The sequence below is a fragment of the Arthrobacter hankyongi genome (assembly GCF_022012395.1).
In the GTDB taxonomy this organism is placed as follows: domain Bacteria; phylum Actinomycetota; class Actinomycetes; order Actinomycetales; family Micrococcaceae; genus Crystallibacter; species Crystallibacter hankyongi.
Genome location: NZ_JAKLTQ010000020.1, coordinates 54,090 through 78,234, shown reverse-complemented (window position 1 = coordinate 78,234; position 24,145 = coordinate 54,090). Strand labels below are relative to the sequence as shown.

Annotated in this window: 21 protein-coding genes, 1 pseudogene and 1 riboswitch; of the genes and pseudogenes, 13 read left to right on the top strand and 9 right to left on the bottom strand. The window is 64.5% G+C overall.

Going from position 1 to position 24,145, the window contains the following annotated elements; translation table 11 throughout:
* Positions 1–46: 46 nt before the first annotated feature.
* Positions 47–119, bottom strand: a riboswitch (Fluoride riboswitch).
* A gap of 1,696 nt (positions 120–1,815) precedes the next feature.
* The 6 genes and pseudogenes from LVY72_RS19725 to LVY72_RS19700 all read right to left on the bottom strand — a co-directional run bounded on the left by LVY72_RS19725 (position 1,816) and on the right by LVY72_RS19700 (position 5,286).
* Positions 1,816–2,751: a zinc-binding dehydrogenase gene (locus LVY72_RS19725; RefSeq protein WP_237825616.1), complete on the bottom strand. Its 936-nt coding sequence runs from the start codon at positions 2,749–2,751 to the stop codon at positions 1,816–1,818.
* A gap of 210 nt (positions 2,752–2,961) precedes the next feature.
* A pseudogene (locus LVY72_RS19720) lies at positions 2,962–3,103 on the bottom strand (Fe-Mn family superoxide dismutase); the annotation flags it as partial.
* Positions 3,104–3,332: 229 nt separating this feature from the next.
* Entirely contained in the window at positions 3,333–3,566 is a 234-nt protein-coding gene (locus LVY72_RS19715; RefSeq protein WP_237825614.1) for a hypothetical protein, read from the bottom strand.
* A complete protein-coding gene (locus LVY72_RS19710) occupies positions 3,563–3,802 on the bottom strand; it encodes a hypothetical protein (RefSeq protein ID WP_237825612.1) in 240 nt (79 codons plus the stop codon). The genes LVY72_RS19715 and LVY72_RS19710 overlap by 4 nt, the downstream gene beginning before the upstream one ends.
* Before the next feature lie 202 nt (positions 3,803–4,004).
* Positions 4,005–4,310: a YciI family protein gene (locus tag LVY72_RS19705; protein ID WP_237825610.1), complete on the bottom strand. Its 306-nt coding sequence runs from the start codon at positions 4,308–4,310 to the stop codon at positions 4,005–4,007.
* A 19-nt stretch (positions 4,311–4,329) separates the two neighbouring features.
* Positions 4,330–5,286, bottom strand: a complete 957-nt coding sequence (locus tag LVY72_RS19700) for a VOC family protein (RefSeq protein ID WP_237825601.1) — start codon at positions 5,284–5,286, stop codon at positions 4,330–4,332.
* Between the two features lie 93 nt (positions 5,287–5,379).
* Here LVY72_RS19700 and LVY72_RS19695 point away from each other — a divergent pair, with 93 nt between their 5' ends.
* Positions 5,380–5,517 (top strand): hypothetical protein, encoded by a 138-nt coding sequence (locus LVY72_RS19695; RefSeq protein WP_237825599.1) that lies wholly within the window; start codon positions 5,380–5,382, stop codon positions 5,515–5,517.
* A 406-nt stretch (positions 5,518–5,923) separates the two neighbouring features.
* Here LVY72_RS19695 and LVY72_RS19690 read toward each other — a convergent pair whose 3' ends face one another.
* Entirely contained in the window at positions 5,924–6,721 is a 798-nt protein-coding gene (locus LVY72_RS19690) for an IclR family transcriptional regulator (RefSeq protein ID WP_237825597.1), read from the bottom strand.
* 466 nt (positions 6,722–7,187) lie between these two features.
* On the opposite strand from LVY72_RS19690, the gene LVY72_RS19685 reads away from it, so the two are divergent.
* The 6 genes from LVY72_RS19685 (at position 7,188) to LVY72_RS19660 (ending at position 14,795) form a co-directional block, all read left to right on the top strand.
* Entirely contained in the window at positions 7,188–8,558 is a 1,371-nt protein-coding gene (locus LVY72_RS19685; protein WP_237825595.1) for an MFS transporter, read from the top strand.
* A 109-nt stretch (positions 8,559–8,667) separates the two neighbouring features.
* A complete protein-coding gene (locus LVY72_RS19680) occupies positions 8,668–10,074 on the top strand; it encodes an FAD-dependent oxidoreductase (RefSeq protein ID WP_237825593.1) in 1,407 nt (468 codons plus the stop codon).
* 201 nt (positions 10,075–10,275) lie between these two features.
* Positions 10,276–11,244 carry a VOC family protein gene (locus LVY72_RS19675; protein ID WP_237825585.1) on the top strand — a complete coding sequence of 323 codons (969 nt, stop codon included), beginning with the start codon at positions 10,276–10,278 and terminating at the stop codon, positions 11,242–11,244.
* Between the two features lie 35 nt (positions 11,245–11,279).
* The gene (locus LVY72_RS19670; protein WP_237825582.1) at positions 11,280–12,044 is read left to right on the top strand and encodes an SDR family NAD(P)-dependent oxidoreductase; all 765 of its coding nucleotides are present in this window, start codon (positions 11,280–11,282) and stop codon (positions 12,042–12,044) included.
* Between the two features lie 65 nt (positions 12,045–12,109).
* Entirely contained in the window at positions 12,110–12,802 is a 693-nt protein-coding gene (locus LVY72_RS19665) for an NADPH-dependent F420 reductase (RefSeq protein WP_237825573.1), read from the top strand.
* 76 nt (positions 12,803–12,878) lie between these two features.
* On the top strand, positions 12,879–14,795 hold the full coding sequence (locus LVY72_RS19660; protein ID WP_237825571.1) for an FAD-binding monooxygenase: 1,917 nt from the start codon (positions 12,879–12,881) through the stop codon (positions 14,793–14,795).
* Between the two features lie 70 nt (positions 14,796–14,865).
* Here LVY72_RS19660 and LVY72_RS19655 read toward each other — a convergent pair whose 3' ends face one another.
* Positions 14,866–15,516: a transposase gene (locus LVY72_RS19655; RefSeq protein ID WP_269092720.1), complete on the bottom strand. Its 651-nt coding sequence runs from the start codon at positions 15,514–15,516 to the stop codon at positions 14,866–14,868.
* 469 nt (positions 15,517–15,985) lie between these two features.
* Positions 15,986–16,909, bottom strand: coding sequence for a LysR family transcriptional regulator (locus tag LVY72_RS19650; RefSeq protein ID WP_237825561.1), 924 nt, complete (start codon positions 16,907–16,909; stop codon positions 15,986–15,988).
* A gap of 431 nt (positions 16,910–17,340) precedes the next feature.
* On the opposite strand from LVY72_RS19650, the gene LVY72_RS19645 reads away from it, so the two are divergent.
* From LVY72_RS19645 to LVY72_RS19620, 6 genes are all read left to right on the top strand, one after another.
* On the top strand, positions 17,341–17,850 hold the full coding sequence (locus LVY72_RS19645) for a nuclear transport factor 2 family protein (protein WP_237825553.1): 510 nt from the start codon (positions 17,341–17,343) through the stop codon (positions 17,848–17,850).
* Between the two features lie 76 nt (positions 17,851–17,926).
* Positions 17,927–19,225 carry a cytochrome P450 gene (locus LVY72_RS19640; RefSeq protein ID WP_237825551.1) on the top strand — a complete coding sequence of 433 codons (1,299 nt, stop codon included), beginning with the start codon at positions 17,927–17,929 and terminating at the stop codon, positions 19,223–19,225.
* Between the two features lie 2 nt (positions 19,226–19,227).
* Positions 19,228–20,484, top strand: coding sequence for an NAD(P)/FAD-dependent oxidoreductase (locus LVY72_RS19635; RefSeq protein ID WP_237825544.1), 1,257 nt, complete (start codon positions 19,228–19,230; stop codon positions 20,482–20,484).
* Positions 20,485–20,501: 17 nt separating this feature from the next.
* A complete protein-coding gene (locus LVY72_RS19630) occupies positions 20,502–20,822 on the top strand; it encodes a 2Fe-2S iron-sulfur cluster-binding protein (RefSeq protein ID WP_237825535.1) in 321 nt (106 codons plus the stop codon).
* A 131-nt stretch (positions 20,823–20,953) separates the two neighbouring features.
* The gene (locus LVY72_RS19625; RefSeq protein WP_237825533.1) at positions 20,954–22,414 is read left to right on the top strand and encodes an aldehyde dehydrogenase; all 1,461 of its coding nucleotides are present in this window, start codon (positions 20,954–20,956) and stop codon (positions 22,412–22,414) included.
* 55 nt (positions 22,415–22,469) lie between these two features.
* Positions 22,470–24,101 carry a GMC family oxidoreductase gene (locus LVY72_RS19620; protein ID WP_237825524.1) on the top strand — a complete coding sequence of 544 codons (1,632 nt, stop codon included), beginning with the start codon at positions 22,470–22,472 and terminating at the stop codon, positions 24,099–24,101.
* The last annotated feature ends 44 nt before the right edge of the window (positions 24,102–24,145 follow it).

The window sequence follows — 24,145 nt, the reverse complement described above, 5'->3', positions numbered from 1 at the left end:
ATGATCGGGGATCTTGGAATGTCTGACATGGTTCACCTACCTTCGTCGAAAGGTAGGAACCATCAGCTACACGGCGGTTCGAGCTGCAAGCTCCGGCGGGATCCATCACCGTTATCTAATTATAGTCCTAATCCCCTGGAGAAGTCCGGTGACTATCTTCACCAGCTGTCAAGGGCCATGAAAAGGTGCCCACGTACGGCAAGATTATTTCCCGCTGAGGCGGGAAATAATCTTGCTGCCTATGGGCAGTCTTCCATGGCCGCCAACAACCCGCCGACAATACGGAGCACGGACCCGTCCCGCCGAGAAGTTCAAGGGGCGGTTTGTGATTAGTGGAATATCCGACGCTGGCGGCGCGATGGCCCTTACGTCGCAGGGCGCTCGGGAGCCGGGCCTTCTCCAAACAGTGGGGATTCACGGCCAGTCCTCCACATCTGGGAGATGGTGGCCTGACCGCGACGCCTCGCGACCACCCCCTGCCACTGCAAAACGCTTACAGATGTTGGTCACGCTGATTCGCATATGCCCCGTCAGCAAAAAGCCCTGTGATGGCACCGCCACACATGCTGCCGGGATCAGGAAGCGGCGAGCAGCGGGACTGCGGACCGGCGCGATGAAACCCGGCAGCGGCCATGCCCCGGGAGGGCTCACGAAGCAGCCAACACCTGTTCATGCCCCGGTCATGTCACCGAAGCGGTCCGGGCGCATGGGAGAGGTGTCGGCAGGAAAACCGCCGGCGCCGGCAGAACAGAAAGGGACCCACCAGCAACGGCCCCGCCGCATCCGGGGCCGCCACGGGGCAGGCCACAGACTCCCCTCCCCGGACAACTCCATAGCCTTCCGGGACCCCACACACCTCCCGGAACCGAAAGCCAGAGGGAACCGTGCACAAAGTGCACGGATTCAAAGAGGAAAACCCCCTGACTTGGGGAAACTCTGTGCCCGAGGTGGGACTCGAACCGGCTTCCAGCCCCCGCAAACACAGGCCTCCCGCGGAAACCTGCCGAGTACGGCCCGGTCCGGCCGATGTACGGCCCGGTACGGCGGCGAAAGTGTGCACATTGTGCACACCCCCGTTACCCGGTTCCACCGCGACGCATCCGGGCCGCTCCCCCGACGGCGGCAATCCCGTACAAAAGCTCCGGTCCCCCGACCACCGGAAGGCCGCGGGATGACATAGCGTCCGGTTATCGGCAGTTTTCTAAATACCTGTCGATGGTAAACGCGCTGCGCCGTTGCCAGCTTCGGCGTGGACGACGGATGTTCCAGAGGCAAACAGTTGCTGGTCCGGGCCGCGAGCAGCTTCGCGGGGAAATCGGCCAGAACTACGCCGGAGCACATGATGCCCCTTTAGCTGACGCGGCCTTCGACACGAAAGGAGATAGCGGCCTCGATGTTCGGTACGACTCCTGGCGGCAACCGAGTTGGTTGTTGCGCCCTTGCCAGCGTTGGCTGGCAAGGTCGACGGTACTGATGACCGGACCTTCTCAGTCGCCAAAGGGCACGGCAGATTGAGGAGATGAATAAGGACCGGCTAGTCCGCGGAGCGGACTATAACGACCTGGGACAGTGCCTGACACGACACCGCGGCTGCCGAAGGCGACCTGGGCTGGCTCAGATGATTGATGGCAGCCTGGAGGAGTTCATTCGGCGTGAGAGGAACTGCATCAGCCTCTAAACAGGGATGGAAGTCGGGCAGTGCGTCGAAGAACGCTGAATGCGTATTTCACGGATCAGCCATGGCACCGACCGGATGGTCGGTGCCATGGCTGACCTTAGCGACGATCCAGGAGGCCTCGACCGTGCTCTGCCTGGCTATGAGCGCAGCGCGACCAGGCGTCCCTTGGTGTCGCCCCGCTCGAAACGCTGAATGGATTCATAGATCTCATCGAAGCCGATGGTCTCGACGCGAGAGGACACCGTGCCCCGGGCGATCAGGTCGAGGACCTCTGCGCAATCTTCGTTGGTGCCCCCATTCGAGCCGAGATAGCGCAACTGCTTGAGGATCATCGTCGTAGTCGAGATATTCGTCCGCTCCGTTCCCATGCCGACCTGAACGACAGTGCCCCGGAAGGCGACAGTCTCGATGGCATCGTCGGTGGTAGTGTCGAACCCCGCATAATCCACGATGACGTCGAGGTTCTCATCGGCGAAGTCACGGATGTTCTCGGCGAGGCCATCGACCCCGAGGCCGGAGATCCGATCCCAGGCTGCCCGGTTGACCTCGGCTACATGGATCTTTGCGCCCAGGGCCTTCGCGAACTGGATCGCCAGGCTGCCCAGCCCTCCAGCACCGATGATCCCGAGTTTGGTCCCCGGCTGAACACCGCCGAGCTTGAGCGCGTGATACGACGTCATGCCCGCATCGGTGGCCGGCGCAGCCTGCTCCCACTCCACACCGTCCGGAACCGGGATGACCTGGTAATCAAGAGCCTTGACCTTGTCTGCGAAGCCGCCGTCGGTGCCCGTGCCCGGGCCCTGAATAGTGGCAGGAACGGCTACTCGTTGTCCGACGGACAGGCCGGTGACTCCGTCTCCTAGTTGCGCCACAACCCCCGCGATCTCGTGCCCGAGGGTGATGGGGGTGAACCCGAGAATACTGGTGAGCGTGCCGTCGAGATATCCCACGTCGGTGTGGCAGATTCCCGCCGCCTTGACATCAATCACGACCTCGTTCGGCCCTGCAACGGGGTCAGGTACTTCCATCAGTTCAAGTGGTTCGTTTGCAGCAGTAAGACGCCATGCCTGCATGAAGAGCTCCTATCGTTGGTAAATCAGTGCTTCCCGGGTTATCACGTGTGGGCGATGCGAATTCCGCGCTTTTCCAAGTGTTGTACGGTTTTCGTTTCTCTGCAGGTGGTGGACTGGCGCCGGAATGCTCAGGCTGGATGTGCAGTCTGGCGCGAGGCTCGGGAGGGTGGTCGCTGGGCCATCCTACCGAGGCCCTGGGGCCGCGTTGGCCTACTTGCCGGTGACCACCAGTTGGCGCCACCGGACTCGCAGCCTGGAAGCGGCCGGAGGCGTCGGCCCAGTTGACGATGTTCCAGAACGCCTTGACGTAGTCGGCCTTGACGTTCTGGTAGTCGAGGTAGAAGGCGTGCTCCCCGCCAAGCCTGTGCCGGATTGCTCCTCATTGGTCGTGCAAGGGGGCCGGAATGTCGCCGGCTTGAGGCAGGAGCTGAGGGTGCACGTTGACCGGGCTCGGGACAATACGCGTTTCCTTTGGGCGGGACGCGGCGCTGCCAGTCCCCCTGCAGCTGGATCTGATGGAGGGACGTCGGGCGGCCGGTTGGGCCGGTGGAGGTGCGCTCCACGCGGTGTTTAGCGCCGCCTTATCCCGGCAGAATTCTACAGTTTTGGCAGTTTTGCTCTTCCGTTTGTCCGAAGGGGACGCTCTCGCTGAGCCTCATGGTGAAGTGTCCATGGGTATGTCGTGTCACGACGATGCCGCGAAAGCGGTGTTTTAGCGCGTGTTCCATCATTCGTTCGTGTGCTTCGTTGAGCCGGTGATCCATTGATGCTCGGTCGTCGACTTTGATGCTGATGGAGCGCTCTGAGGGCGTCATGCGTTTTCCTTATTTTCGGCTCTCAGGGCGTTGGCAGAATAGCCTTCGGCTTTGGCATAGAGCGCTCTGTGGTCAATTCCTCGGCTTTCCAGCCATAAGCCGTCACCCGCATGTGTGACATCCTCCACGAATCCGGTCCGGACCAAGTTTCCGTCCCGATGGATCTGTACCTGTCGGCCGAGGAGTTCGCCCCAGATGGTTTCAGACGGGCTTTCCTCGTGGTGGCCTTTCACCATTACGTCCTCCTTTTGAACTACTTTCTCCTTTTGAACGCGGTGTGCGATGGCAGCTTGAAGCAGGTCATGACCAATCCGGGCTCTGGTTCCGCCGCTGTTGGGTGATCTTGCGGACCCGCTCTTCGTCCCTGCCAAAGACGGCGCCGCCTAGGCCGTACTGGGTGTCGCTGGCTAGGACCACAGTGCTGGTTTCAGACTGATGTCAGGATCGGTCATTTTCCGCCGCAAGGGCCAGCACTCCCCAGTTCGGGGTCCACTCCCTGACATCGGTAACGGCTATCGCGCCCGCCTGGGCAAACGGATCTTCGTTCAGGTCGTGCTCCAGGGCCTCGGATGAATCGGCACGGAAGACCAGAAGCGACCCGGATTTGTCGGCGAACACCCCCGCACCCAGCAGCCGGTCCTCTGCATCGATATGGCTCAGCCAGGTACGGTGCTCGGCGAACAGGTCGGCGCGGGTGGCGGCCGCTTCGGGCTCATAACTGTAGGTCACTGCGAAAACTGCCATCGGAAATCCTTTCGTTGATTCAGGGACGAGCGTTTTCGACAAAAGTCCACCGCACGCCCATGGTCTCCGCAGGGAAGGTACAAATCGCCTCATCCACCCGTTCGAAGCCGACTCCCTGTTGTGTCAGGTGCCGTGCCACCCGCTCGAGGTCGAGGACCTGGTAGGTCATGCCAACGTAGCTGTCCGTTTCCGTCGGCTCGCCTGTAAAAACATCTGTCAGTGCGTCCGATTGCGGGCGGGCGAACTTAAGCACCGATCCGGCAAATTCTATGGAGACGCTCTCGGCGCCCCACTGAGTATCCGTGCCACGACGAATGACCCGCCCGGGCAAGATACAGGTGTAAAGCCGCTCAGCCCGGTCAAGGTCAAGGGTGAGGATCGTGTGGTGCAGGCTGCGTACCACACCGAGAGGGTCGTCGGCGCTCGCGACCGGCAGCGTCCAGGAAGGGTTGAGCCGCGGGTCACCTACCAGTGAATAAAACTCGCGGTGTTGCTCCCCCATCTCAAGGAATTCGTAGGTCAAGCCGGTGTCCTCCGGTAGGGTCCACAGGATGTAGCAGTCATCGGCCAAGTTGGACACGGGCAGGTCGCCGTTCTCGACGAGGGATCCATTCTGATCGCGGACACGAATTCCCCGTGCTGTGAAGTAGCTGGCCAAGGCGCGCGCATCCTCCGTATACCAGGCAATATCAGTTAGTCCCTGGCCTTCCGGGTATGGAGCCTTCTTGCCTTCCGGCAGCGCAAGCAGCTTTGGTGAAAGCACGTCAACCACGACGTCGCCAAGGTGGATGAAGATTGAATACTCCTTGGGGTAGTCCCCTTTGAGCTTGGAGAAGTCGTACTTCTCCTCCCATCGGACCCCGCGCCGGCCAAAGACCCGCTGGAACCATTCGGTCGCCTGGGGCAGGTCGTCGACGACCAACGTCGGGTGGAACATCATCGGGACAGCGGTACTCAACAGGGGCTGGGTGCTCATTTCACGACTTTCTCGGGTGCGGACTCCGGTTAGTTGGGGGTAACGACGTTGCCACCGCCGACGGACAGGCACTGGACGGTGATATACGAAGACATGTCCCCGAAGGAATTCGACGGCCTTGGCGACGTCGTCCGACTGGCCGAACCGGCGCAGCGGAATCCGCTGCAGGTCTTCGCCCGTGCCGAGGTTACGTTCGACGGCCTGCGCGGCAACCCGTGTCCTGTCGCTTGAGCCGTCGCGGGGACTATTGGAACCTTCGCTGAGGAATATTGGTCCGACAAGACCGCTTCTCACTCACTGAGAACCGACTGCTTTGGCATGCCGGCACGACGCTGGTCCACCTTGCGGAAGATGACCGGCCTCATCGACTTGCCCTGTGACAAGAGGACACGGGCTCAACCTCTCGCCTGTCCGTGGCCGATCAAGGTCTGCGCGGCCGGGCGGCACAGGCAAGGCGGGAACCTGGCACCAACGCGTAAGGTGGCCATGCTCGACTCGTCGCCCGACTGCCACGACACCATCCAGCGCCGGGTAACGTCCGCCACTGTCTCCAGCCGGCAATACCCTGCACCACGGCCGTTGTAACCGGAGGGTCCTTGGCGTCCTGCCCGGCCGGCCGGAAGGTCTCGCGTTCTGGTCAGTCTCTCGCGGTAGCTCTGCGAATCTGTTGCCTAAGAAGGTTCAGGCGTCGGTCTGTCACCAGGTTTTCGACGTGCATTGCGCGCGAGATGGAGCGTGCCGTGGTCTGCAACGCATGCATGTATGTGAGTTCATCATCGCCGCCGCGCTCGATGGCGATGGAGAGAGCGGCAATGGCTCCGCCGTCTGCCGCCAATATAGGGACAGCGATTCCCGTGACGTCGTCATGGATCCAGCCCGGGACCACCGCATGGCCGACCCGACGGGCCTCGGCGACGATCTTTCTGAGCTCATCGCGGTCCATGACGGTCTGCTTGTTAAACGCCGTGAGCTTACCCCAGGTGAGCAGCTCATCTCGCACGGCCGGCGGTGCGTATGCCGCAAGGACAATGCCCGGTGCGCATTGCAGTGCGGGCAGACGTGACCCAACGGTTGTTGCATTAACGGCAGTGGCATGTCTAGATGTGAGCCGCTCAAGGTAGAGCACGTCGTGGCGGTCCAGCACCGAGAGCTGGGTGTGCTGTCTGACTACCGAATGGAGATCCTCCATGTATGGGAGCGCGATGTCCCGCAGTGACACCGCGCTCGACGCCCGGGTTGCGAGTTCCCAAAGGCGCAGGCCAATACGGACGCGGCGGTCCGGTTCACGTTCCAGGACCCTCGAGGCAACGAGGTCACCGACAATGCGATAAGCGGTGGCCACGGGAAGCTTGGTCCTTCTGGCAATCTCCGATGCTGTCAGGGCAGTCTCACCGCTATCAAAAACCTCGAGGATGCGCATGACGCGTTCGATCATCGTCTCGTCCCGCGCTGGCATTCGGCCTCCGACCCGTTGTGTTGTGTCCCGTGCGCTCCGCAGGGCGGCGCGCACGGTCGTCACCGCCTTAAATGCCCGCGCATCCGGATGACCGATGACGCTGCTTGCACTGCAGATATTATCCCCGCAACCGCCCAAGCAATAACGGTTAGCCTTCTCGATCAGTGAGAAACTCTCTCGACCGCGGCCCTGCACACGGACATTCTCTAGGTAGCGGCCGATGGGGTCGAACGGTGCGAGACAGGATGACTACCAGCCTGCCGTGCACCGTGCAGATGAAGCGTGGCCCGGCGGTGGGAAGAAGGCTGATCATCCGCCGATCTTGACTGTACCGACATCATGCGGCGCGGCCTACCAGGATCCGGCTGATCCGGCCGCGGGGCCGACCCCAAAGACCAAATAAGCACGCAATGCCCATTGGGCATCAGCAAAGGAGTCTCAAGTAATGACAAAAACCGGCGCCACCGCTCAGACCAGAAAGGCGGCCCTCTCAGCGTTCCTCGGCGGGGCACTCGAGTACTACGACTTTGTCCTCTTCGCCTCGGCGGCAGCGATTATCTTCCCGGTCGTTTTCTTCCCCGGCTCGGAAGCCGCTACGTTGATGTCCTTCGCCACCTTCGGAGTCGCCTACCTCGCTCGCCCGCTCGGTGCCGTGGTGATCGGCCATTTCGGTGACAAGTTCGGGCGCAAGAACGCACTGCTGGCCACGCTGCTCATCATGGGGTTGGCCACCTTCGTCATCGGACTCCTTCCCAGCTACGACCAGATCGGACCTCTTGCCCCGCTGCTCCTGGTGGCGATGCGGCTCCTGCAGGGGTTTTCTGCAGGTGGGGAGGTGGCAGGCGCCAGCTCGCTCACCATCGAACACTCACCGGATCGGAGCCGGGCATTCTGGGGCAGTTGGACCGTCGAGGGCGTGGGCGCGGGAATGCTCCTCGCTACCCTGGTCTTCATCCCGGTCGCAGCAATGCCTGACGAAATTCTTTTCACGTGGGGCTGGCGCCTGCCGTTCCTGGCCAGCATCGTCGTCCTCCTCATCGCATTCTTCGTGCGCCGCACGCTCGAGGAGCCCGAGGTATTCGAGCACGTCAAACAGAAGGGCGAGACGGCGAAGGTCCCGCTCTTCGACGCATTCCGGACCAGCTGGAAAGGCATTGGCCGGGTCGCCCTCGCGACGCTCTACTTTGTTCCGGACTCCATCATGAACGTTTTCGGCATCGCGTTCGCCATCTCGATGGGCATCGACCGGACCACCGTCCTGTGGTCCGCCGTCGTGACGCAGATCCTCGCCCTGCTTGTCCGCCCCTCGGCGGGACTCCTCGCCGACAGGATCGGACGCCGGCCCGTGTTTGTGATCGGCGCACTCGGCACGGCGGGCATGACGTTCGGGTTCTTCTCCGCGGTATCGGCCGGCAACATTCCGCTGATGTTTGTCACCAACGCGCTGATGGTTGGCCTGTTCCTAGCGCTCTGCGGGGCAATCTACCCGGCGTTCTACGCGGAGATGTTCACCGCCCGGGTCCGGTACACCTCCATGGCGGTTGGCCTCCAGATCGGTTCGGTGGTCTCCGGCTTCGCCCCGTCCATCGCCACCGTCCTCACCCGCGGCGACCTGACCAACTGGGTGCCCGTTGCCTGCATGGTTGCAGGCGCGCTCATCATCGCCGCCATTGCCGCGCTCACCGCCCGCGAGACATTCCGCACTCCGCTGGAAGAGCTCGGGCTGCCGAGTACGCATCATCAATCCCTCAACGACGTGACCGAGGACCAGGACGCCTCGGCTGTTCGGACTGTATCGGCCGAACCAGGGCGCTGAACGCCATAGAACAATCGTGGGCGACCTACGGCTACACACAACTATTCAGGGGACGCCCGAAGCCCAAACGCTGTCCCCTCCCTGAACTATCCGAAAGCGAGAGTGGAACATGTTCACCCCCGAACACACCTACGACCTGGTCATCGTCGGCTCCGGCATCGCGGGCCAGGCAGCCGCGACATCGGCGGCCGAGGCAGGCCTGTCCGTGGTACTGCTGGAGAAGACCGGGCAGCTGGGCGGCTCCTCGGCCATGAGCGGTGGCTGGTTCGCATTCACCGGCACCGAGGAGCAGGCCGCGGAGGACATCGACGACTCCGCTGAGCTGTTCCTCCAGGATCTGCTCGAGGTCGGCGAGCACCTCAACGACCGGTCGCTGCTGGAGGCCTACCTGGCCCACCAGCAGGACACTTACCGCTGGCTTAAGGCCCACGGAGTAGTGTTCCGGGAAGTTGAGATCAGCTCGGGCCAGTCCGCCCGGCGCAGCCACAACTCGTCGATCAAAGAGGTCCTGGACAAGTTGCACCGGGACTATACCGACTTGGGCGGGCAGACCCGGCTTAACCACCGCGCGCGCAATCTGGTCCGAAACACCGACGGCCGGGTTGTCGCTGTAGTCGTTGACACCCCAGAGGGGAAACAGTCCTTCACCGCCCGTGCGGGAATCGTGCTGGCCACCGGCGGGTTCAGCAGGGGCACGGACCTGCTGAAGATCTTCGCCCCGGAACAGCTCGCCGCAATCCCTTACGGCGGTAAGGGCAACACAGGTGATGGACTGAAGATGGCCTGGAAGCTCGGCGCCGGCGTGGCAGACATGTCCTCCGTCTCGGCCACCTACGGCTCCCACCCGGAAACAGGCGAGGAGTTTCACGAACTGCTCACCGCCTACTACATGGGTGCGATTATCGTGAATAAGCACGGCCGACGTTTCGTCGACGAGTCCCAGGACTATAAGACCCTGGGACGGGAGGTGCTGGGTCAGCCCGAGGGACTGGGTTTCGAAATTTTCGACGCCAAGGTCCGGGCCGCGTCGCACCGGGGTATTCCGCTGAAGGACATCGATACGCTGGAGGACATCGGCCACGTGCATAAGGCAGATACCCTCGAAAAACTCGCCGAGATGGCCGGAATCGACCCAACTGCCCTCGTGCAGACAGTGGCCCTATACAACACCGCCATCACCGGCCAGCAGGACGACGAGGTGGGCCGGACCAGCCTGTGCAACGGGATCGGCGAACTGCTGCCGATCGAGCAGGCGCCGTTCTACGCCTACCCGGCCAAGCCGCTGATGACCTCAACCTATTGCGGGGTCACCATCAACACCAGCGGCGAGGTGGTCGACGTCGATGGGGAGGTCATTGAAGGCCTGTACGCGGTCGGCGAAGTCACCGGCGGGTTCCACGGCGCCGCATATATGACCGGCACCTCGTTGGGTAAGGGCGCCGTTTTCGGCCGTGTCGTTGCACAACGCGCCGCCGCCCCCCGCGCCGCCGTCGGGGCCGGCCATGCCGCGGTGTGATGACTCGTCAGACGACGCCTGTGACTTGTTTAGGGAACGGCGTCGCAGCAGATGAAGGATCCGGCGCATGGTCGCCCAGTGCGGCGACATCCGACACCTCGATTCGGCCGCTGTTGGACACCGATCTGTATGGCTCGCCTCCCTTCTTGACGCCTCATCCCGCTGAAGTTTCCGTTCAAAAGTTTCAATGAAAGGTGCACCATGGCTCCGAACGTGCCTGCTCTCTACCATCCGACCCTGGCCGTTTCCGATCTGGAGGAGGCCCGGACGTGGTTCCGGAAAGTGTTCGCTCGTCCCGACCTCCGCTGGGAAGAAACGCTCGATCTGAACCTGCTCAACCCCGACTATCCGGTAAATTACTCGTTCTTTGCCTTCATCAGCGATATTCACTGGGTTTTCCTGTGCCCGACGCTGCACGCACAAGGTGCCCTCGCCGGCCAAACCCGGTACAAGGGGGTCACCGATGGGATGATCGGGTTGGGCTGGTACACCGATGACGCCGTGGGGATGTTCGAGAAGCTGTCACGGGCCGGGATCCGGGCGCACGACCAGCAGGGAGAGCTCATCACCGGCGCCAAGCCTCCCACCTCTTCCTTCGCCTCCGACGTTTTCACCGGGTTCACAATGCCCGAAGACACCGGTATCCGGTACGAATTCCAGGAAACAGGCAGACGCCACTGGGAGTACTACTCCCGGCAGGCGGATCCGCGGCTGCGCCCCGACTGGTCCGGCCCCTCGGTCGATCCTGACGATCCGCTCACCATCGAACTGACCTCGCATCACACCATTCTGACCACCGACCTCGCCCGCGTCACGAAGCTGTACCTTGACGTACTGGATGGAAAAATCATCGCCCAACAATACAACCCCGCCCTGGACGCGGAGAGTACCTTCATCCGGCTTGCAGACACCGTGCTCGAATTCGCCGTTCCCACCCCGGGAAGTCCCTATGCCGCGAAGCTGCCCGATGGCCGCGACCTGTATTACGGCGTCAGCTTCCTGGTCGCGGACCCCCAGCGTGTTCGTACCCATCTGAAGGAAGTCCAGGTTCCGTACATCGAGGACGAGAGGGCAGCGGTGATCGAGCCTGCCGACGGTTTTGGGGCACAGTGGCGGTTCATTCCTGAACTGCCGTACCCCTCCAGCGAACGTCGGCCGGCACAATTCTGAGGCCACCGATTCCGACTGAACCGAAGGAAGAACACATGCCAGAATCCCTCGACGGAACCATAGCCCTCGTCACGGGAGCTTCCAGCGGCATCGGCCGGGCGGCCGCGAAGAGAATGGCAGGAGAAGGTGCCGCGGTGTCGATCGTTGCCCGTCGGCGCGACCGGCTCGAGGCACTCGCCGCCGAAATCCGCTCCGCCGGAGGCCGCGCCTGCATCGTGGAAGCGGATGTCACTGCCGCCCGCGCCGCCGCCGAAGTGGTCGAAAAGACGGTTGCCGAATTCGGGCGCCTGGATACCGTTGTGAACGCCGCCGGCACCATGCTCAACGGCGACTCCGTCAGCTCCCCGCTGCAGGAGTGGGACCGGATGGTCGACCTGAATCTCAAGGCGCTCATGTACGTCACCAAGGCCGCCCTCCCCCACCTGCTCGACGGCGCGCAAACCGGCGGCCGGAAGGTCACCGACGTCGTCAACATCGGCTCCATCGCCGGACGCGTACCTAACGCGCGGGTCGCCATCTACAACGCGACCAAATTCGGCGTCACAGCCGCAACCGAAGCCTGGCGGCAGGAATTCGCCAACCGGAACGTGAGATTCTCCGTCATCGCACCCGGGGCCGTCGACACTGAACTGTTCGGCCATCAGCAGCAAACCACCCAAGAGCACTACACCAAACTGTTCTCGGCGGTGGAAAAACTCCACGCCGACGACATCGCCGGCGCGATCGCCTACATTGTCACCAATCCACGCCGCATCGCGGTAAACGAGCTCGTCATCCGGCCCACGGACCAGACTCTATGACCACCGTCCAGCCGACGGCTCGTCGCACCCACACAGGAACAACAAGGATGAACGATAGCAACGGCATGACGACAATCGGACTGATCGGCAGCGGCAATATCGGCGGCACGCTCGCCCGGCTCGCAGTGGGGGCCGGCTACGACGTCGTGGTAAGCAACTCTCGGGGACCCGGGACACTCGCGGACGTGGTGGCAGAGCTCGGGGACCAAGCACGGGCCGGGACGGCGGCGGAGGCCGCGGAACAGGGCGACCTCGTGATTGTGGCGATCCCCCTGAAAGCCTACCGTGAAGTACCGATCCAACCTCTGGCGGGCAAGGTCGTGATCGATACGGGCAACTACTACCCCGATCGCGACGGCCGGCTTGCCGAACTCGACGAGGAATCGACGACGACGAGTGAACTGCTTCAGGCACACCTGCCCGCCTCGAAGGTCGTCAAGGCGTTCAGCAACATCGTGGCCCCGGCCTTGAATGCACTGGCCCGTCCGGCGGAAACCGCGAGCCGCGCCGCACTGCCGATCGCCGGCGACGACGGGGGCGCCAAGGCAACCGTCACCAAGTTCATGGACCGCATCGGATACGACACCGTCGACGCCGGCGCGCTGGCCGAAGGCTGGAGATTCCAGCGCGATACCGCCGCGTACGTCTCCCCCTACGCCAGCGCGGACGGCCCTTACGACGATCCGCAGCCCGCAACGACCGGCCAGGTCAGGGATAAGCTCGCCGTAGCGGTGCGCTACCGTGACATGGCCCCCTGAGCAGGGTTCCGGGCTGACCGGCCGCCTTCGGGAAACACGTTCAAGCTAGTAGCATTCGCGAATCAACAGGAGCACCATGCAGTTCTACGTAGACGGTTACCGCCCCGGCGACCCGGAACTCCGCCCGGCGGCCCCGGGCCGGGAGGACCAAGACTTGGTCCCCGAGGAGGTCGATGTCCTGGTGGTTGGAACCGGCCCGGCCGGCGTGGTGCTGGCCGGGCAGCTGGCCGAGTTCCCGGGGATCAGGACCATGGTGGTGGAGCGGCGGAACGGGCCGCTGGAACTCGGGCAGGCTGACGGCGTGGCTTGCCGTACGGTCGAGATGTTCAATGCGTTCGGGCTCGCGGAGAAGCTGGTTCGCGAGGCGTATTGGGTTAACGAGACGGTGTTTTGGCGGCCGGACGAGCAGGACAGTTCGAAGATCGTGCGCAGTGGCCGGGTGCAGGACGTCGCTGAGGGGCTCTCCGAGTACCCGCACGTGATCGTCAACCAGGCACGTATGCAGGACTACCTGCTCGAGCACATGCGGAAGTCGCCCAGCCGCCTGGAACCGCACTACGGGATGGAGGTGACCGACGTCGTAGTTGGTTTATCCGGCGAGTACCCGGTGACGGCGTCCCTGCGACGGATGACGGACGACGGCGGCGAAGACGTCACGGTCCGCGCCAAGTATGTGGTGGGGTGTGACGGCGCCCGTTCGGTCGTGCGCCGCTCGATCGGCGTGGAACTGCTCGGCGATGCGCGGAACCACGCGTGGGGCGTCATGGACGTCCTAGCTGTCACGGACTTCCCGGACATCCGGTTCAAGGCTGCGATCCAGGCCGCCGGTGGGAGCATCCTGATCATCCCGCGCGAAGGCGGCTACCTGGTCCGGTTCTACGTGGATTTGGGCGACCTGGATCCCGCCGACCGGGACGCCCGGAAGCGGTTCACCGCAGAGTCGATCATCAAGGCCGCGCAGCAGCTGCTGCACCCGTACACGCTGGATGTGAAGGACGTCGCCTGGTGGTCGGTGTACGAGGTGGGCCAGCGCATCGCGGACCGGTTCGACGACGTCCTGCCTCAGGAGCGTGGCACGCGCAGCCCGCGCGTGTTCATCGCCGGCGACGCCTGCCACACGCACAGCGCCAAGGCCGGGCAGGGCATGAACGTATCGATGCAGGACGGCTTTAACCTCGGCTGGAAGCTTGCGGCGGTCCTGGAGGGACGGAGCCCCGAGTCGCTGCTGGACACCTATTCCGCGGAGCGCCAGGTCATCGCCCAGGAGCTGATCGACTTCGACCTCAAGTGGTCCAGCGCCATGGCCGCGAAGCCGAAGGACGAGGCCCACCCCGACGCCGGCGGCATGGACTCCGAAGAACGGCAGAAGATCTTTGTGGAAGGCGGGCGGTTCACCGCCGGGTTCGCCACCGACTACGCGCCGAGCATGATCACCGGGAACGACACGCATGAGCACCTGGCCAAGGGCTTCCCGATCGGCGAACGGTTCCACTCCGCACCGGTGATCCGGCTCGCGGACGCGAAGCCGCTGGGCCTCGGGCACGTGGCGCAGGCCGACGGCCGCTGGCGGCTCTACGCCTTCGCCGATTCGGCCCGCGCGGATGCTGCGGACTCCCGCCTCGCCGCATTCTGCCGGTTCCTCGCCGAATCTCCGGATTCGCCGGTCCGCCGATTCACCCCGGCCGGCGCCGATCCCGACGCCGTGTTTGACCTCCGCGCCGTGTACCAGCAGGGCCACCGCGAGCTGGACATCAACCAGCTGCCGGAGCTGCTCCTGCCCAAGAAGGGGCTTTTCGGTCTGGTCGACTACGAGAAGGCCTTCACACCGGACCTGAAATCCGGCATCGATATCTTCGACGAGCGCGGCATCGACCGCCTGCAGGGCGCCGTCGTGGCTGTCCGCCCGGACCAGTACGTTGCGAACGTGCTCCCGCTCGACGCACACCAGGAGCTCGCCGACTTCTTCAACGGGATCATGCTGGCCCAAGACTGACCATCCCAGTTGCAGTAGGGGATTAGGGAACGACGACAGTGGCGCGCCTAAGTAGGTGTTGGGAAAGGGGTTAGGCGGCCTGCCAAGGCCGCCGGCCCGGTGCCGGCGTGAGCCGGCGGGCCATCAGTCCGATCAGGGCACATTTGACCATGGCCTCGGCATGGGCGGGCAGCCGTTCGCAGCCCCGGCCCATTCGTCGGCAGCGCACCAGCCAGGACAAGGTGCGTTCGACGACCCAGCGCCGGGGCAGCACCTCGAAGGCGTGCTGCCCCTCGGGCTTCTTCACGATCTCGAGGCTGATCCCGAGCAGGCTCCGGGCGGACTCCACCATCCCGCCGGCGTAGCCCCCGTCGGCCCAGACCCGGGCGTGCGAGGGCATCTTCGCCCGGGCCCGCTTCAGCACCGGCCGGCCGCCGTCACGGTACTGGACGCTGCCGGCGGTAACCAGCACCACGACCAGCAGGCCGATGGTGTCGGTCACGACGTGGCGCTTGCGCCCGTTCACCCATTTCCCCGCGTCGTGCCGCGGGAACCGCTGCACACGGTGCCGGCGCCCCGGACCGGCTGGGAGTCGAGGATTCCGGCCGAGGCCGCCCGGTCCCGGCCGGCAGCCTCCCGGGCGGCAGAACGCAGCGCGTCGTGGATCCGGCCAGTGGTGCCGTCGCGGGCCAGCGTTGGAAGTACCAGTAGACGGTGTCCCAGGGCGGGAAGCCTTGGGCATCATCCGCCAGGCGCACGCGGTGCGGTCCATGTACAGGGCCGCGTCCACGATTCACCGCCGCGGATGTTTGACCGGGCGGCCTCCGGTTTTCACTGGGACCAGCGACTCGATCAGCGCACACTGTTCGTCGGTCAGGTCCGAGGGATACGGGCGTGGCGAAGAACCTGCCATATCCCCCACGCTCACCCCGCCGGCCGCAGCAGTCAACCACACACGGGCGTCTTTCCCAACACGTACTAATGCTGCGTTCCTCTTTGGGAGCGGAGATTGGAAGAAAGACGGTTTGGCTCCCTGGAGGCGGTCCTCATGCCTAAGATTCTGCGCGCGCGGCCGGCCGTGGATGCCGCCTCGAGGGTGCCGAGCCCGCCTCGACGTCGTCAAATGTGAAGTGGTTGGCTGCCACCAAATACGGCAGTAGCGGACTCCCGGTTATCTGGAAAAACCCCGTCGATATAGCCTGGTTCCCCGGCTAAGCCGGGCTGACGGCTTCGGGCACCTTCTCAAGAAACAGTTGCGAGGTCTCGCGAGCATGTTCGACGAAGGCAAGCACGTGCTCGCGGTCCTCGTTCCGGTGGAACGTGACAGCAGCCGTGGACTGCGGTGCGTCCTCGATGCGCAACGCTCGCAAGTCAGAATGGTGGGCGCTCATGCGCCAGGCTGTGAGCGTCATCGGCATGACCATGTCACTGCTGCCCATCAGCGCAAATTGCAGTTCCGCAAGTGTGCGCACGGATTGACCCGTTCTCGGGGCGCAACTGCGGAGGTCGTTCAGATGCCAGAAGCTCGTCCAGGAGCGTGGGGCATCGACCATGCCCAGCATGGTCTCGTCCAGGATCTCCTCAGGGGAAACTGTGGACGCCGTCGCCAGCTTGTGATCGGACCGGAGTGCCAGGACCAGCGGCTCGGCAAAAAGGGGCGTTGCACTGACCCGGTCGTCGCCGCACGGAGTCCGCACGAGGGCAACATCTACGTGCCCGTCCGCCACCACGGTGAATTGGTCTGCAAAGTCCAGCTCACGGACCGTGACGGTGACATTTGGACAAAGTCGCTGGAAGCCACGGATGATGTCGGAGGTCAACTCTGATGCGGATGCGGCCCCGGAAATCAAACCTACCGTCAGGGTTTTCTGGCCGTGCCCGGCCTGTTGGACGATGTCGACCGTCCGTTCCAGTGACCGGACAATCTCGTAAGCCTGGCCGAGCAGCGCCTCTCCCGCTGTGGTCAGTTCAATACCTCGGGGCGAACGCTGAACCAGTTGCGTTTGCAGTTGCCTCTCGAGGGCGCGCAAAGCCTTGGACATGGCAGGTTGCGCCACCATCATTCTGCGCGCGCCGCCATGGATACTGCCTTCTTCAGCGACAGCGATAAACAGTTGAAGTTGCCGCACATCCATGGGCGATCTCCTTCTGGCACATCAATATGTGACGGCTGACACAATTCCAGCCATTATACGCTGCCCTACTCAGCCGCCGCTGCGTGCTCAGGACGTTCGAAAGTTTGGTGGGTGTCGGGCGATCCGAAGTTCGCTTTGCGGTCCGAAGGGAGCCGGCGATGTTGGTGGCGACGGTCTTTATCGAGGGTTTGCATGTGATCGCCGAGGTCAAGGAACTCCCGACGAATGCCGTTCAAGGTGATGCTCCGAGCGCATCACCTGATAGCAAAACGACGCCTACCGTGACCGAAGTCACGCCCATAAATTGGCTACAACCGGTGAGGCGGCCCATACAGCGCCAGATCCGGCACCGGAAACCGGTGACACCACCATCACTTGCCGCCCGTGACGAACAGCGATGTTCTCCGGTAAGGCACAAGCGAAGGAACACCATGACCATTGAAGAACTGACGGCGAAGCCAAGCACCGACACCGCACTGATCGACTACGTCAAGGGTCTCGAAGCGCGCGTGCAGGTCCTTGAGGATAAGGAAGCCCTCGCGGCCCTCATGAACCGCTACTGCCGTACCTCGGATGCCAAGGATTGGGAAGCATGGAGCCGGTGCTTCGTCGAGGACGCTGAATTCGACTTCGGCCCCTTCGGCACGCACCACGGCCGGCAGAAGATCCGCGAGGTCTGCGAGGCCGCCGAGGAGCCCTACCTCGCGATGCAGCACTCGATGACGAACATGCAGTTCCAGATCGACGGGGACACCGCGACCGGGACGGCCTACCTCTGGTTCGCCGGCGTCCAGGACCCGGCGAATCCCGCCAAGCACTACGACATCGGCGGACCCTACAAGTGGACGTTCCGCCGCACCCCCGAGGGGTGGCTCCTGTCCCGGATGCACCTGCGCGTCGTCTGGACGCAGGGTGACGAGGACCAAAGCGTCTTCGGCTGATCCGCCCGACACACCCACACCTCACACTCCCCCCCTCCCGCCCCTGCCCGGGGCAAGCCGATTCCAGGAGATTCCTATGTCTACTGCCGCCGCCCAGGACCAGATCATCATTCCGGATGACATCGCCAAGTCCGTGCTCCTCCCCGCCTCGTATGCAAATGAAGCAGGAATCGTGCATCCGGCCTTGACGTGGCTGCGGGCCAACATGCCCTTCGCTCGTGCCGAGGTCGAAGGCTACGCTCCCACCTGGCTGGCGACGAAACACGCCGACATCATGGAGATCGAGCGGACCCCGACGGTCTTCCGCAGTGGTCTCGGCGAGCCTTACATCAACTCGCTGGTCGACACCCGTTTCCTCAGCGAAATGAACGAGGGCAGGCGTGGCCTCGACACGCTGGCCAACATGGACGCCCCCGAGCACACGAAGATCAAGAACGTGACAGGTTCCTGGTTTATGCCGGCGAACGTCCGCAAGCGCGAAGAGTCGATCCGCGCCATTGCCCGGCAATCCGTGGAAAAGCTTCTCTCCTACGGCGGGGAGGTGGATTTCTTCAAGGACATCGCGCTCTACTATCCGCTGCGCGTGATCATGAGCCTGTTCGGCGTCCCGCCAGAGGACGAGCCCACGATGCTCAAGCTGACCCAGGACATGTTCGGCAATTCGGATCCCGACCTGCAGCGCAAGGACGTCCCGGCCACGCCCGAGGCTGCGGCCCGCGCCTGGCGGGCGGCAATCCTCGAGTTCCACGAGTACTTCGACAAGCTCGCCGACGACCGGCGCGCCAACCCGACCGACGACCTCGCCTCGATTATCGCGAACGCGCAGGTCGACGGCGAGCCTTTGCCCGGTTCCTTCGTCAACGGCTACTACATCGCCATCGCCACCGCCGGCCATGACACGACGTCGGCGACGACGGCGACGGCCGTCCAGCAGCTCGCGGCCCATCCGGAGCAGCTCGAGGCGGTGCGCGCCGACCCCTCGCTCATCCCCGGCCTCGTGGACGAGGCCCTGCGTTGGGCATCTCCGGTCAAGCACTTCCACCGCATCATCGGGGAAGACACCGAGTTCCGCGGGCAGCAGCTGCGGGCGGGCGACAGCCTCATGCTGATGTACCCGTCGGCGAACCGGGACGAGGAGGTCTTTACCGATCCGTTCTCCTTCGACCTCACGCGCAAGCCGAACAAGCACATCGCCTTCGGATACGGTCCTCACCAATGCCTCGGGCAGCACGTCGCGAAGCTGGAGATGCGCATCTTCTTCGAGGAGCTCCTGCCCCGCCTGAAGTCGATTGAGCTGGCCGGCCCCGTCAGCTACGTCCAGGCGAACTTCCTGTCCGGTCCCAAGACCCTTCCGATCCGGTTCAAGGCGGCATGACAATGATCCGTCCTGACACGATCACACATTCCGGGGCAAATCTATCCCGCGTCCTCATCGTCGGTGCCGGGCATGCCGGGGCCGCGACGGCCGCGACGTTGCGCCAGTACGGGCACGCCGGACCGATCACGCTCGTCGGCGACGAGGAGGAGCATCCCTACCACCGCCCGCCGATCTCCAAGGCGTACCTGCACGGCGATACGGGCGCCGACTTGCTCCGCGCTCCGTCCTACTACGCAGACCAGGGCATCGACCTGATGCTCGGCCGGCGCGTCGAATCAATCGACCTGGACGCACGCACGGCGACGCTCGACGACGCAACCGGCGTCGGCTTTGACGAACTGGTTCTGGCAACGGGAGCCCGGGCGCGCACCCTGCCACACCCGCTGCCCGAACGCGGCTGCTGGTCGATGCGGACCTACCGCGACGCCATCGGGTTCCGCTCCGTGCTGGAATCGCGCGCACAGATCGTCATCATCGGCGGCGGCTTCGTCGGACTCGAGGTCGCAGCCGCGGCCCGGAGCCGCGGCTGCCAGGTCACCGTCATCGAGCGCGAGCAGCGGCTGCTGCAGCGCGTTGCCAGCCCCGTCCTCTCGGATGCCCTCACGGCGATCCACCGGAAGAACGGCGTCGATGTCCTCGTCAACGCGGCCCTCAACGAGGTCGTCGCCAGCCAGGACGGCGGGGTCGAGGCCGTCCTGCTCGAAGACGGCACACGGCTGCCCTGCGACGCGGTGGTCATCGGTGTCGGAGCCGAACCCCGCGACGAGCTCCTGCAACAGCTGGGGGCCGCGTGCGACGGCGGTGTCCTCGTGGACTCATCCGCCCGCACGAATCTGCCCGGGGTCTACGCCGTGGGCGACGTCACCCGCCGCGAAGTCCCGGGCTACCCGGGCCGGATCCGGCTCGAGAGCATCCCCAATACCACCGAGCAGGCCAAGCAGGCCGCAGCGGCCATCACCGGCCGCCCGGCGCCGCCCGCGGAAACTCCCTGGTTCTGGTCGGACCAGTACGACGTGAATCTCAAGATCGCCGGCCTGCTCGCCGGGTCGACCCGCACGGTCGTGCGCGGCGAACCCTCCTCGGACTCATTCGCGGTGTACCACCTCGACGACGCCGGCCGGCTCGTCGCCGTCGAGGCCGTCAATGCGGCCAAAGACTTCATGGCCGGAAAGAAGTGGATCGCTTCGAACGCTTCCCCCTCCCTTGACCGCCTACCCGACCCATCAGTTCCCCTGCGGGACCTCGTGCCCGCCTGATCCAGCAAGGAATTTCCATGATCAAGATCACCTACGTCACGGCCGACGGAACAGAACAGCCCGTCGAGGTCGAGCCCGGCATGAGCCTGATGGAAGTTGCCACCCTGCGCGGCATCGAGGGCATCGTGGCCGAGTGCGGCGGCGGCTGCTCCTGCGCCACGTGCCACGTCTACGTCGACGAAGCCTGGCAGCAGACCTTCGAGGAACCTGCCCCGGAAGAGGCGGACCTCATCGAGTTCCTCGACGAGGCTAAGCCGACATCACGCCTGTCCTGCCAGTTGGTACTTCGCGCCGAGCATGACGGACTCTGCGTCCGGACCCCGGCTTCCCAAGGCTGAGCATTTGATTGCGGGGGCTTCCGGCCCGACCCCGATGGTCCGCGTCGGGCCGGCTTCCAAACCCTCACACACGCTCGCCAGCGCACCATGACCGGGCTTCCGGTCGCCACACCACCACGAGGAGAAATGCCATGATCGTCACCGACGAAACGATTACCAAAACCCACTTGTACATCGGCGGCGAATGGGTCGAGCCCTCGACCGACCGCGTCATAACGCCCGTCTCCCCGTCGACTGAACAGGTCCTCGGGCAGGTTCCCGAAGCCGTCGAGAAGGACATCGACAGGGCCGTCGCCGCAGCCCGCGCGGCCTTCGACGATCCCCAGGGATGGGCAACGTGGGACGTCAGCCGCCGGGCCGAGGTCATGGAGCGCTTCGCTGACGAGCTCGAGAAGCGCGGTGCCGAGATCGCGCGCCTGGTCAGCAGCCAGAACGGCATGCCGATCTCGATGGCGCAGGCGGTCGAAGGAGGATTCCCGGCAATCGCCCTGCGCTACTATGCGGGACTGATCCGCGAGCAGGGCATCGAAGAGCAGCGCGCCGGCGTCTTCGGCCGCCCGACGCGCGTGCGCCACGAACCCGTCGGCGTCGTCGCCGCGATCGTCCCATGGAACTTTCCCCAGGCGCTCGCGTTCGTCAAGATCGCCCCGGCACTGGCCGCAGGCTGCACGATGGTCATCAAGCCCTCGCCCGAAACCGTGCTCGACGGATACGCGATGATCGAGGCGGCCCACGCGGCCGGTGTTCCGGCGGGTGTCCTCAACATCGTCCCTGCCGGGCGCGAAGTCGGCGCCTACCTCGTCGGCCACCCGGGCGTCGACAAGGTCGGCTTCACCGGCTCGACCGAGGCTGGCCGCAGCATCGGCGCCACCTGCGGTCACCTGCTGCGTCCTGTGACGCTCGAGCTCGGCGGCAAGTCCGCCGCGATCCTCCTCGACGACGCGGATCTCCCCTCCCTGGCTGCGGAGTTCGTCGACGCGTCCCTGCAGAACAACGGCCAAACCTGCTATGTCTGCACCCGCATTTTCGCCCCGCGCTTCCGGTACTCGCAGTTCCTCGACCAGATCACGGACATCGTCGGCTCGCTGACAGTCGGCGATGCACTGGATCCGGCCACACAGGTCGGACCGCTCGTCTCCGAGCGGCAGCGCGCACGCGTGGAAAGCTACATCGAGCGCGGTGTCGCCGAAGGCGGCCGCATCACCACCGGCGGCAAGCGCCCCGCGCACCTGGACCGCGGCTTCTTCATCGAACCCACGGTCTTCGCCGACGTCAGCAACGACTCGACGATCGCCCGCGAGGAGATCTTCGGACCCGTCCTGGCCGTCATCCCCTACGACACGATCGACGAGGCCATCGCGATGGCCAACGACAGCGACTTCGGCCTCGGCGGTTCCGTCTGGGGCCAGGACACCGAACGCGCCCTCGACGTCGCCCGCCGGATCCAGACCGGCGGGGTCGGCATCAACTTCTACAGCCACGACATCGGCTCACCGTTCGGCGGTGTCAAGGCCAGCGGCCTCGGCCGGGAGCAGGGCCCCGAGGGGCTGGCGGCCTACCAGAACCTCAAGACGATCTACAACGCCCCGTGATCCGGCCCGCAATGAGAGCCAGCCGTCCAGGACACAGGAATTGAGGAAGACAATCATGAAAGAGTACGACTACATCATCGTCGGTGCCGGTTCGGCAGGCTGCGCAGTCGCCGGCCGCCTGAGCGAGGACGGCTACAACGTCCTGCTCCTCGAGGCGGGCGGCAGCGACGACGACGACCTGATCCGCACCCCGCTGCTGTTCGCGGGGCTCTTCCAAGGCGAAAAGGATTGGAACTACAACTCCGACCCGGAGCCTGGCCTCGCCGGTCGCCGGCTGTTCATGCCGCGCGGCAAGGTGCTCGGCGGCAGCTCCTCGCTCAACGCCATGTTCTATGTGCGCGGCACCCGCGAAGACTTTGACTCATGGGAGAGCGAGCACGGGGCAACCGGCTGGTCCTACGACGAAGTGCTGCCCTACTTCAAGCGGTCCGAGGCGAACACGGACATTACCGACGAGTTCCACGGCACGGACGGGCCGATGGGCGTCACGACCCAGCGCTGGTTCTCGGGCTACGAACAGAACTACATCGAAGCCGCGACCCAGCTCGGCATCGAGCGGAATGACGACATCAACGGGGCCCGGCAGGCCGGTGTAGGTCTGCTGCAGGTCACCGGCCGCGACGGACGGCGCTGCTCGTCAGCGGATGCGTTCCTGCGTCCCGCGCTTGCCCGGCAGAATTTCGAACTCGTGACGAACGCCTACGTCCAGCGGATCGTCATTGAGTCCGGGCGCGCGGTCGGCGTCGAGTTCGAGCACGGGGGCGAGCTCGTCACAGCGCGTGCCGGACGCGAGATCGTACTCTCGGCAGGCGCCTACAACACCCCGAAGCTCCTCATGCTCTCCGGCATCGGCCCCGCAGACGAGCTGAGTGCCCTCGGACTGGACGTCGTGCTCGACTCGCCCCAGGTAGGCCGCAACCTCCAGGACCACCCCTTCACCCTCACCCACTACGCGACGGATGCCGACAATACCCTCGCCGTAGCCGGCGATCCCACCGCGGCCGAACAGTGGCGCACATCGGGAACCGGCGTGCTCACCTCCAACGCCGGCGAGGCCGCGATCATGTGGCGCTCTGACCCCTCCCTCGCGAGCCCGGACTTCCAGATGATCTTCGTCCCGGGATGGTTCTGGGACCACGGATTCCGCTCCCCGAACACGCTCGGCATGTCCATCGGCCTGTCCTACAACGGTCCCAGCTCCCGCGGAACCGTCAAACTCCACTCGCCCGACCCGTCCGCTCCCCCTCGCATCGTCAGCAATCTGCTGAGCCAGCAGCACGAGGTACACGCCGTCCTCCGCGCACTGGACTTCGTCACCGAACTCACCCGGCAGGCACCACTCCGTTCGATCCTGCAGGAGCAGGTGAACCCCGGTGCCACCGTCACCGGAGCCCTGCGGGAGCAATGGGTACGCGCCGATACGCAGCACATGTATCACGCCGCCGGTACCTGTCGAATCGGCACCCCGGAAACGGGCGTCGTGGATGCAGAGCTACGAGTCCACGGCATCGCCGGCCTGCGCATCGCCGACGCGTCGATCATGCCGCAGATCACCAGCGGCAACACCAACGCGCCGTCGATCATGATCGGCGAGAAGGCCGCGGACCTGCTGCGCGGCATCACCTCGCCGCGCGAAGAGGCCTCGGCCCTGGGCTGCCCGTTCCTCTCGGCCGCCGCGAACGGCTAACGGCAAACCTTCTCCTGCGCGGTGCGGGCAGACAGCCCGCCCGC